The 10,721-nt window shown below is 42.2% G+C and carries 10 protein-coding genes; all 10 read right to left on the minus strand.

From position 1 onward, the window contains the following. Positions 1–101: 101 nt before the first annotated feature. The 10 genes from C4B57_10845 to C4B57_10890 all read right to left on the minus strand — a co-directional run bounded on the left by C4B57_10845 (position 102) and on the right by C4B57_10890 (position 10,526). Complete coding sequence (locus C4B57_10845) at positions 102–299, minus strand: hypothetical protein (GenBank protein ID PXF52595.1); 198 nt, start codon at positions 297–299, stop codon at positions 102–104. Between the two features lie 3 nt (positions 300–302). After that, the gene (locus C4B57_10850; GenBank protein PXF52596.1) at positions 303–785 is read right to left on the minus strand and encodes a hypothetical protein; all 483 of its coding nucleotides are present in this window, start codon (positions 783–785) and stop codon (positions 303–305) included. Between the two features lie 4 nt (positions 786–789). Next, a complete protein-coding gene (locus tag C4B57_10855) occupies positions 790–1,572 on the minus strand; it encodes a hypothetical protein (GenBank protein ID PXF52597.1) in 783 nt (260 codons plus the stop codon). Positions 1,573–1,731: 159 nt separating this feature from the next. After that, positions 1,732–2,688 (minus strand): hypothetical protein, encoded by a 957-nt coding sequence (locus tag C4B57_10860; protein ID PXF52598.1) that lies wholly within the window; start codon positions 2,686–2,688, stop codon positions 1,732–1,734. After that, positions 2,669–3,052: a hypothetical protein gene (locus C4B57_10865; GenBank protein ID PXF52599.1), complete on the minus strand. Its 384-nt coding sequence runs from the start codon at positions 3,050–3,052 to the stop codon at positions 2,669–2,671. Before C4B57_10865 ends, C4B57_10860 begins: the two co-directional genes overlap by 20 nt. Next, positions 3,049–4,131, minus strand: coding sequence for a type III-B CRISPR module RAMP protein Cmr4 (locus C4B57_10870; GenBank protein ID PXF52600.1), 1,083 nt, complete (start codon positions 4,129–4,131; stop codon positions 3,049–3,051). Before C4B57_10870 ends, C4B57_10865 begins: the two co-directional genes overlap by 4 nt. Continuing rightward, positions 4,115–7,210 carry a CRISPR-associated protein Csx11 gene (locus tag C4B57_10875; GenBank protein ID PXF52601.1) on the minus strand — a complete coding sequence of 1,032 codons (3,096 nt, stop codon included), beginning with the start codon at positions 7,208–7,210 and terminating at the stop codon, positions 4,115–4,117. The genes C4B57_10870 and C4B57_10875 overlap by 17 nt, the downstream gene beginning before the upstream one ends. Then, positions 7,207–8,478 carry a hypothetical protein gene (locus C4B57_10880; GenBank protein ID PXF52602.1) on the minus strand — a complete coding sequence of 424 codons (1,272 nt, stop codon included), beginning with the start codon at positions 8,476–8,478 and terminating at the stop codon, positions 7,207–7,209. Before C4B57_10880 ends, C4B57_10875 begins: the two co-directional genes overlap by 4 nt. A 2-nt stretch (positions 8,479–8,480) precedes the next feature. Continuing rightward, positions 8,481–9,641: a type III-B CRISPR module RAMP protein Cmr1 gene (gene cmr1, locus C4B57_10885; GenBank protein PXF52603.1), complete on the minus strand. Its 1,161-nt coding sequence runs from the start codon at positions 9,639–9,641 to the stop codon at positions 8,481–8,483. A 6-nt stretch (positions 9,642–9,647) separates the two neighbouring features. Next, positions 9,648–10,526 (minus strand): hypothetical protein, encoded by an 879-nt coding sequence (locus tag C4B57_10890; GenBank protein ID PXF52604.1) that lies wholly within the window; start codon positions 10,524–10,526, stop codon positions 9,648–9,650. Between the last annotated feature and the right edge of the window lie 195 nt (positions 10,527–10,721).

Below are 10,721 nucleotides of genomic sequence, written 5' to 3' on the forward strand. Positions count from 1 at the left end.
GGCTCTTTACCACAGCAGCTTGAGGCGGTTTGAAGCCTGCTCCTGCAAGCCGGCTTCGAGGGGCCAAACCCTCATCTTCTGTGCAGTTGCGCACATCTCAACTATATCGAGTGTGCTCGTGGCGCACAATCATCAGAGTACCGCACGATCTTGAAACCTTTTTTCAGCATCTCCTCGTCAAGTTCATCAAGAAACAGATTGGCCATAATTGGGGAAATCGGAGAGCCCTGGGGGATTCCCTTTTCGAGCCTGATCAAGGAGGTCCCGTCCCATACCTCAACTTTGAGCCATTGCTCCACAAGCTAGTGAATGCCCGGTTCATGAACATATTGCTTGAATTTTTTCAGTAGCAGCCAGTGCGCCACATTATCGAAAAAGGCATCGATATCCGCATTTACCACCCATCGATAACCCTGGTCATGATATTCCTTTATCTTGTAGATCGCCTGTTTTACTGAACGTCCAGGCCTGTAAGCAAAGCTGCACTCCTCAAATTCCTTTTCAAGAACAGGCCCGATGATCTTCAGGGCAGCGGTCTGGACCACCCGGTCACGGACGACAGGGACACAAAGTGCCCTGACCTCGCCGTCTCCCTTTCCCTTGTCAACCAGGATCTTGAGGAGCGGAAGAGGGAAATAGGTGCCTGAGGCAATCTCCTGTTCCAGGGCGTGCAGGTTGCTTGTAAGATCCGCCTCGAATCTTTCGATGGTAACGCCGTCCACTCCGGCACAACCGTGGTTGCTTTTGACGGCCTGGAAGGCGGAGGAAAGGGAAGAAAAATTCATGGCTTCATATCTCTGTATCTTTATATTCAGACCACATTCTGTCCCAGCAGTTTTGAAAGAGGTCAAAAGGCGCCGCAAACTTTTTTTGCTTTGAAAGGATCATCACCGGTGATTCCTGCCCACGTTTGCCTTTTTCCAAGATGCCGATATACATCTTCTTATGGTCTATAATATACATCCACCAAGGTATGAATTCTCTATGCAGCCTGATCCTGAGTTTACCTGTCTTGTATGGTTCCAGGGTCTTGAGCACTTCTATTGCACTGTGAATGCGCTCCTTTTCCGCTTTTACCTCATCCAGTATATTCTGCTGTGATTGACCGCTTAATGAAGACAAATCTTCACCAAGGCCTATTCCCTTTTCAAAGGCGATTTGTTTGGCCAGGTTAGGAGAGTCAGGATCCATTAAAAGAAACCGAGTTGTGGCAGATGGGTTTTCACCGGCCCATTTTCTGAACAGTTCCAGGATTGAATTGGAGCTTATGCCCATATAACAGAAACAATCCTGCACTTCATTGAATACACCGAGATTTTCAGAAATATCAAAACTAAAATAATATCCGGCTATACCAGCCTTGATGAGCTTGAAAAGCCTTCTATATTTTTTAAAGTAAAAAAAGGCTATCACGACGGCAAAGATAGGCGCTGGGACCGCCCACCAATACTCGAATGATACAAACCAGGCAAACATGGCACCCAATGGACCTGTAATGGCAGTTATTGTCAGGTCCTTTGCAAGATCTTTAATGAAATTATCAAGGTGAATTCTCTTGCTCTTGTTCTTCACTGATTTGTTATTCCTTAGGAGTTGCTATGCCTAAAGGTTCCTTGCCAAGGATAATCTTCAACCCGATCTCTCTGCTATCTCCGTTTTAAGTATCCTGGCATACCACGAATTGACTGACTTATTTTCCATATTGGTCCATTGTTGGCAGGCTTCTTCATGCTATGTTCCCTCTAATAGGCCGAACCGAGTAATCTTAAGATTAACTTCATTGCTGGCTTTAACTATTGAACCAGGTACCCAATGAAGGCCACAAGCATTCACATCCTGTCCCGCTCCACTTTTACGTTCCTTGTCCTTTTTGACTCTGTTTCCGGTTTCACAACCATCTCCATTTCTCCAGTCTCTGCCAATGACGGGCTCTATATCACCCCTGATATTTAAGGAACAGTCTATAGAGAGATGGGCAGGAATCGGCTCTCCACTGGTTTTTCCATTGAATCTGATTTGTGGTGAACTATTGCCCTTGAAGGTGAAGTCAAATATTTTTTCCTGATCGGGTTCACATTTTTCATTTTGGAGAATGAGTCTACCCCAGCCGTACTTGATATCACCGCCGACAAAAATTTCCTGAATGGCATTTCGTAGTGACCATCCAGTCTCACCCTGCCAGATGACAGGTTGCTCTTTCATTGATGCGTCATCACTGATAAAGACATAGCCGACAAAGAATACAGCCCGAACTTCGCCGGAAGCAGCTTCTTTTACCTTATAATGAATATATTCCGATTCATGCAGGGTCTCATCTTCAGCGGTATTTGAGACAGGCTCAATGGCGGTATTGGTTGACGAGCCAAAAAACCGGCTTTGAAATTCATCTTCAGACCACTTGCCGTACTTTATACCTTCTTCAGTGAAACACGGAAGTAACGGCGAGTCGAGATCAAGCGCCGGGAAGAAATAACTAAAGATGATCCTGTCTTTAAAAAAAGTACCGAATTCATTGTAATCTCCCGTTCCGCGCCGGCCATATGTTCGCGTCATATTGGCGGTTGCCGCTCCCCACACGGCCTTCCCTGTGATATAGGGCCTGGTCAACTTGATATAACCCAATGTATAGCAGCCCAAATGGACAGGGCTGCAGGCCTTATAGATCAGCTTATGGGCTCTCCAGTTCATTTTTTTTGTCCTTCACTTTTGCGCGTATATGATATCTTGCGTATACGAGGGCCTTCTCCGTAATATCCTTGCCCCAAAACAGCTTGGCAGGATCATTTTGAAAATTTTTTCTTATACTGTTGAGGGCATTATCTTCTGTCCCAATATCTGATATCTGGTCTTTTAAAAAAGAAAAAATATTTTGCCCCATTTTTTTTGCAGGATCTTTGCGGATGGAACCTCTTGATTCCAGGAAAAGAAACATGCTGTAAAGGCCCTGTTCCAACAGTACGGCCAGGGTTTCATTAACAAGAGATGCCTCAAGTCCTTCAATTTCCGCCAATTTATTACCGCATTCGGCACATGCTAAATCGATATTTTTCATGTCTCGCTCACCTCCAGGTTCAACACGCGCACACGACCCATGCCTCTGGTATTCATGCCGCCGATTCCCAGGGCTTCCAGCAGACCCATGCTTTTTTCAATGGTTTGCCGAAGTTCTTTAATATCAAACCCGAGCGTTTTATTATCTATCCGGAAAAATTCAGGTCTATTGTAAACGACATCAAACCACATGACCGTTGACCGGGGAATGGCTTCATAGGTAAAGAGTGCGCCGTCGTCTGCCGCCCCGGTGGCTGGATCGATTGCCACAGAGGTCCTGACTTCGAGATTATCGTTGATCAACCTTGAGCAATTACTGTCTGTGACTATAACTGTCCTTTCCCGAATGGCCTTTGGTATGGTTTCAGATAATGATAGGTCAGGGCTTTTATCTGGGTCTTTTTCGAATTCAATTCCGCCAAGATATAATGAAGATGCCTCTATGGTACTGACGAACCTGTTTTCGGTTATGTTTTCAACATGGAATTTAATATCGGCGTCCTCCAGAAGGGACGGACTGGTGAGCCAGAAGGTACCTGCCGATGTATAAACGGGGAAAAGAAGAATTCTCGAATCATAGAACTGAACAAGACCCTGGAAACTCCCCTTGTCACTCCTTGAAAAGCCAAAAGCCGTGCAGACCGGACAATCATGTTGTCCGCAATGACCTTCGCCGTCACCTATGCCTTTCCCTGCACAGCTATAGTAAATATCATTGTTATTTTTATCTTTTTTGATCAGTGGCTGCCCATTTTTATCTATATTAATGATGTTATGGCCGTTTTCTAGAAACTCATAGGCAGGTCTCAAGTAGGTCATTTTTTGATATTTTTTACAGTCAATAGACCACAACCCCTTTTCATTCCGCTGCGGTTCAACTTTAGTGTCTCCCTGGACCACCATTGCGGCATAGGCCCGCAGCACCCCATTGAGACTGGAGCCTGGAATTTTCGGCAGATTTGAGCCGCATTCTCGTATGATCGTGTTATCGACATGGCCGAGTCTATAGCCGCCTGTGCCGACATGAACCGGATCCATGGTCAAGACAAAATACTGTTTTTTGTCATACGGTTTTGTCATTGTTAATCTCCTTATCATCACGCACTCTCTTTTTGAGTATGGTGTGCTGAAGTTCCATCATCCTGAAAAACAAACCGTTTTTTAGTGTCTCAATCATTAACTCTTTATTTTCATTAGTCATGGCAATAAATTCTTTATCCAGAGACGTCTCGACAAGCTTTTTAAACATGGGATGATCTCCGCCCCATAATTGATATTTGCTCAACCACAGCGCTTCGAGGTTTTTCAATTTTGTCTGCGTTATTCCCGAAAGTCCACTTCCCGTAGTCAAGTTGTCCCAGAGCCTGACAAATTTCTGTTCAAGTTCCTCCATGAAATACAAATTTGTTTCATGGGCTGATCTGAAAATTTCATGTCGCTTCTGGTTTGAGTCAAGGTATAAAAAATCATAATAATTGGGATAAAGGTGCAGCTTATCGCCTTTTTCAAGTTCGGAATAAGGCACGACATCACCGACAATCGTTTTGAAAAAACCTTTCCTGTCGGACGCGGTATTACCTGGATGAAGCAGTGCGTAAGCGTGATAGTAATCCATTTTACAGTTCCCCAGCCTGGCAGGGACATGGTAGCTGAACTCTTTGTCATTGTTTTCAGAGGGAACAACCCGTATATCGAATCTTCCGTCCTTTTTTTCAGTTTTTTCTTTAACGGTAAAATCCCGTATTGCTTCATATGCTGAAAATCTTTTGAAATTATTGAGCATTCTCTTGGCCGAATCCAGGACGACAAACATGGGCATCCGCCGTCTGAAGAAGATATTCCCAACACTAAAGGGCAACCTGCCGGTCACCTTGCCGAATTGTTCCTGATAGTGTTTATAGATGTCCTGGCTGATCTTGACGGCCTGATCGGCCGGGACAATCGCCATAAACAGACAGGGGGAGGCTGTAATGACCCTGTAACGGAAATATGGTTTTGCAGTATTTGCCTGAATCTTCAGTTCACTTTGATCTGGATTATCCCAACTTTTGTCAGTAATTCTGATGATTGCCTCTTTAGGTTTCTTCAGAATATTGTCTATTGACTCGAGTTTATCTATTGAAACAATCAGATCAGCCTGACTACCACCGGAGGTGAGCAAGACCTCAATCCTTTCCGTCTGTACATCGCGGATCAACTCCGCCTCAAAGGTACCTCCAACGGCAGCCCTGCAGGCAAGGGTAACCCTGTTACGCCTGATCATGCCGCTCTTTTCTTTAATATCATTTATTATGGATGTTTTGAAAAAATTCCGGGTTGTTTGCCAAACATCGAGAATAGTTGACGGGGTCGGACTCTTGGCGTTGATGACGTTATACTTGCAGATTGGACCCAGTGCTTCCCCGCATCTGTTATCTATCAGGGTTTCAAGCGCCTTCTTTTTTTCATTTTTTTTATCTTTTTGAAAGTTACGGCCATGGGTATAGAGAAACGAAACATACTCTGAATTTTCTTCCTTATTCAGTATAGCATCAATGTCCGCAGTTATCCTGTCGTAGTTATACAAAATGTCTTGTAGTTTCTTTCTTGCCTGTTTTTCTTTCTCGCCCTTAAACTTCTCGATTTTATTCAGGGTCTTTATTTCCTTTTCAATACCGCGGGCCTCAGTGACAAAAAGGGTATGGAGCATCTTTCCATTAAGCCACTGGTCAAGATCAAACTTGGCCACAATAAGGGCAGCGCGCTGGTATTGGTCAACAATCTCGTCGATAAAAATGGTTTGTTTTATACCAACTTCATCCCTGTTTTTTTTGGCCTCTTCTCCCCGTCTTCTGTCACAGATGCCGCATATCTTTTTTTCACCCTGGGATTTTTCCCTGTCAGCAGGACGTAAACGGCAGATGGAACATACCTCCTCGCCCTTTTTAAATTCTACAGACCCTTTCAGTTTTTCCAGAAATCCGATATCGGACGAAAAACGGAATTGCGTTTTTTTGTTTATTGAGCCAATAACCTTGACAATATCAGTAAGTTGCGTGCAGTTTGACTGCCAAGCAAACTGCGGCTGAATCTCGCAATCAGAGGCTTCCCAAACCGCCTTGGCAATTTCCTTTTGAAGAATGCCGTGCAAATCACCATATTTATTTTCCTGCTTCTCATCATCTCCTTCTGCAACAGGTATAAAATTTGCCGGTACAACAAAATAGATGCCGTTATCATCTTCATAAACAGTGTTACCCACAGGGTACTGATGTTCAACAATCTCCCTAATTTGGTTTTTTATCAGGTTGATGATCTTTTTCCGGGCAGTGATATCCCCTATTTTTTGCCCATAAGAGAGAAATTTCAAACCATCCCACCCAATTCCCCATATGTCGTATTTCACCTTCTGAAAATCATCAATAATATCTTTTTTATCACAGAAAAGATTATGGACCGTCAGCACCTTGGCGATGGAGGCTACCGCATAGGAATGGTCCCAGAGGGTTGTATCATTCTGGGGTCTGCATGTGTCGGAAAGACCATGAATAAAGGCGGAGTGCACTGATTTCAATATGTTCCACCTCTGGCCTGCGGTGAAATGGTCTTTTTTAGGAGAAAGATAATCTGAGAGAAGGGGGGCGAGATCCTTATAAAGTTTCTTCCTGTACCCATCCTGACTGTCCATATCAACTACACGGTCAGGGCTGCCGCACTCGTTGCCGAATACATTGGACCTGAATATCTGTCCGGTCTTCTGCTCCGCTGAATAGAGAGGATTATTACGGTCAATGGCGCTATCATTTTTGTCCGCGGCCTTTATGACTTTCATGACATCCTGTTCATCCTGTTTATCCGGTTCATCATGCTCATCAACGGCTTTTTGAATAGAGAAGTCTATCTCATCGAATGAGGTGGAATATAGTTTCAGGGTAATATCTTTAAACTCTTTTGGAATTAACGCCTTAAATGTCTCATGATTTTCAAGAAATTTATCGGCATGAGGGTCCGGGAGACCTTTTTCCCCCTGCCATTCCCGGCGATACCTCAAGAACCCTTTACTCAATTTTCCGATATCATGGAGAAGCGCCGCCAGTTCGATAAACAGGATTGCATTCGCATTCTTTTCCAGGCGGCCTTCGTTATTATTGGCCTGGCCTGCCGGATATGTACTGCTCATCTGCTTTCCTCCAATGTGACATGTGCGAGATCAATAAATGACCGAATCGTCAGGCTTGTTTCTTCGTCTTTTATTGCCGATAATTTTCGCTCGTATTGTTCATGTTCTTGTGTAAATTTTAGATAGGCCTCTTTAGCTTTTGTGTATTCAGCCCGTTTTTTCTTATTTCTGGACCATTCCATGGCCTTTTTTAAGAAAGACCTGTCCTCATCTGGATATTTTTCATAGAACGACTGAACCACTTCAGGCAAAACAGGTTTTTTCGGAAGTTGTTGTGTTCCATTCGTCATGTTTATTGCCATTCCCTTGCAGTACAATTCCGCTTGCTCCACAAAGGAATCTACGGCCACCCCGAAGCCGCTGCTGATCTTTCCACCAAACCCATATAAGGTAAAGACGTCCTTTATGCCTTCCTTTAATAATTTCCAGTCGTCAGCTACCTCTTTTGTGATTTCAGCCTTTGGTTTAGCCATAATATCAAGAGGAGCATAGAGAAGTTTAAATTGAGCCACACCCCCTCTTGGAACACACTCGAAGTAAATAGGATTGATCCCTGTCTTCTTTTCACGGTCGTGAGGATTGATAATCTCCAGCCCGATATCATCGAAAAATGACGGGAAAAAGCGGAGCCTGCCGCTTCTATGCAAGTCAGTTATTTTTTTTACCCCATAAAATTTGTTCAACTGTTTTCTAAATTCTTTTTCCCAAGCATCTCTTTGGTCTTCAAAAAAACCTGCCATGACATCTTTGTCATTTCCGAATAAACGAATGAACATCAATCGTCTTTCCATAAATTCCACCGGATTTTCAGAAGATAATATTCCCCTGGCCATGACAGACTGCAGCGTTCCTTTCCACTGAGACGAGGAAACCATTGGAATTTTATAGACCTTATCCTTGCGTATGGGATTATCGATAATGTAAAATGGTGCATCATCCCGGCTGATATATGGTTTTTTCAATTGAAAGGTAAATCTGAGCAGCCAGGAGCCGAAAGGCAGATACTTTAAAAGCTCCGATGGCGCCTTTTCAGGCATGATGGATTCATGAAGGGCGCTCTGGGGGATGATTTCATCCGATTTATACTCGCCCTTTGTTTTATCAATGATATCCCTATAATATGAACGGCTCAACTCTTTATACTGGGTATGCAGAGTTGAAGTAAGAAACCATATTTTGGCATATGGCTTCATTTCTTTACTTTTTAAAACACGGCCTATCTCACCGGCATTATATTCCAATGGGAAGAGTTTGTTTTTAGTGTCCATGCTTAAACTCCATTTGTGGGTAGGGCCTTTTTAAAATTTGGTAGATATTCTGTGAAAAATTTTTCAATTTTTTCCTCCACTCTCGCACGTTCCACACCGGCGTCTGAAGGCACGTGTCCCCAAATCTTTAAAGAATACTTTTCCGCGTTGTCTTTTTTATATAGATGGCTCACTCCAAGCCTTCCGCCGCTTCTTTCCCCTTCTGTTTTAGGATTTCCATTGCCCATCAAAACATTGACAATTTCTTCTGAAAACTCTTTCTTCAAGAAAGGCCGCAGCCCTATATTCTTGCCAAGACCTGTGAAGGGATTCTTTGCCGAACTTTTGTATCGAATATTAAATGCGCAAGGGATAAACTTCTGCTTGTATCTCTGAAAATCGGAATCAACCTCGATCACTCTGCCCTTATCCAGATATTCTTTTACCGATTGTGTATCCAGTTCATAATATTGAGTAAAAAAATATTTCGGATCGGTTGAGAAAAATCTGGAAAGCTCTGTCTTGTTCAGCAACCTGCTCGTTTCAGCATCTTTTGAAATGAGCCTTTTCCCTTCATCAATGGAATCACTGCTCAAGTCCAAAAATTCAACCTGTCCAAAACCGTTTTGGGGCTTCGCGCCAAGGTTTTCAATCCTGCTCAATAAATATGATAGCTTTCTTTCAATATCTTTTCCGTTAGACCCTAATGGAGTTATCTTGAGAACGGCCTTCTCTCCCCACAGGGCTTTTACTCCAAATGTAAAACGAATCTTTGATCCCTTACCCTCCTTTGTGCCACGCGTATCCGTTCCGCCGAACATACGCCACAACCAATTCCCGGCCATGGGATAGACGTCTTTGCTGGCCCAGAAAAAAAGCGGTATTTCTTCCAGTCCTGAAATTTCTATTTTAAATTGCCTTCGCCATCCGGTGCAGCCAAATAATCTGCATGCCGGACAGATTGCCTTAAGCGCCTTGCCTTTTCCTTCCCGAGGATTGTACCGACAGGGTTTTTTATTATCCTTATACTCAACACCCTTACAGGCATATCCACCCATTCCTCGAATAATACCTTCATACCACCAGCGAAGTGAGCCGATGATACCGGTTTCATGAATAATTTGACTGTTTTTATCAGCACCGCCTGTCCATAAAGGGGTTAGTGTTTTAAAACTCACGTTCACGGTATTCTAATCTCCGGTCTTGGTTAAAATTTCCCTTGTTTCAATCCAACAACTTTTTTCTCCAATTTCGGAAAATCTGCCTCTGTCTATTATCTTATCTATAAGGATCTGAGCACGTCTATTTTTTTGACTCTTAAGAATTACTATAATGGAATTGACGATTTTCTGATTTTCACTCACTAATGATACTAACTCTGCATAATGATAAAAAATATCGCTAACAAATTCTTTTATCTTATCGCAAATTGCTTCAATACTTGAAATAGCTACTTTACAAACTTTATATTCTGCTTTACAATCAATAATGTAAGGCAATAATTTGATTAATGTTTCTTCATCAGGAATGTGTTTTAAACATTCAATGGCGTTAATCTTATGTCTTTCTCGATTTAATTCGTTAACAAGTAAATGCCTTATTTTTTCTTTATCTTCGTTTGCTAAACCTTCTCTAAGTAAAATATTTTTAAGCTTGTAAACTGCTACTTTAGATATTCGCATATCAATATGCTTATCTTCAATAAAGACTTTTAAAATATTAAAACTATCTTCTATAGGCAAAATAAGCGATAATAATGTAACTGCGTTTATTTCTTTCCTTTTTCCCCTAGAGTTAGCATATCTAACATTTTGAATTAATAGCTCTTTTATTATTTTTCTTTTAATGATGCATTTTTCCCTAAAGCACTCAATAACCTCATCATTTTCATCAATTTCATCTACAGAAATTATATCTTCTAATTTCTTTTTTATCTCAGGGAAAAATATAGGTAGGAGTTTGTTTATTTTTATCTTTTTTATTCCCAACAAACCTATTATCCCTGTCACTATAAACAAAAATATTTTCGTTATTAAGTGAGTGCCTATGTCCTCTAATAGTTTAAACACAAGTTAACCCAATCCTTGCGGTCCAAACGATCTCTCCCTTATCGCCTTTGTTTTTCGCATATCTTTCATAAGAGTCTGTCCCGCAAATATTAGTTGCAAAATGAGGCCGAATTCGGTAAAATATTATATAATTTCAACATGATAATTGCTTTTTGAGGGCCTCATGAACTACAATTTCAGAAGCTATAATCCGGA

The organism is Deltaproteobacteria bacterium (assembly GCA_003194485.1).
Lineage (GTDB): Bacteria > Desulfobacterota > Dissulfuribacteria > Dissulfuribacterales > UBA3076 > UBA3076.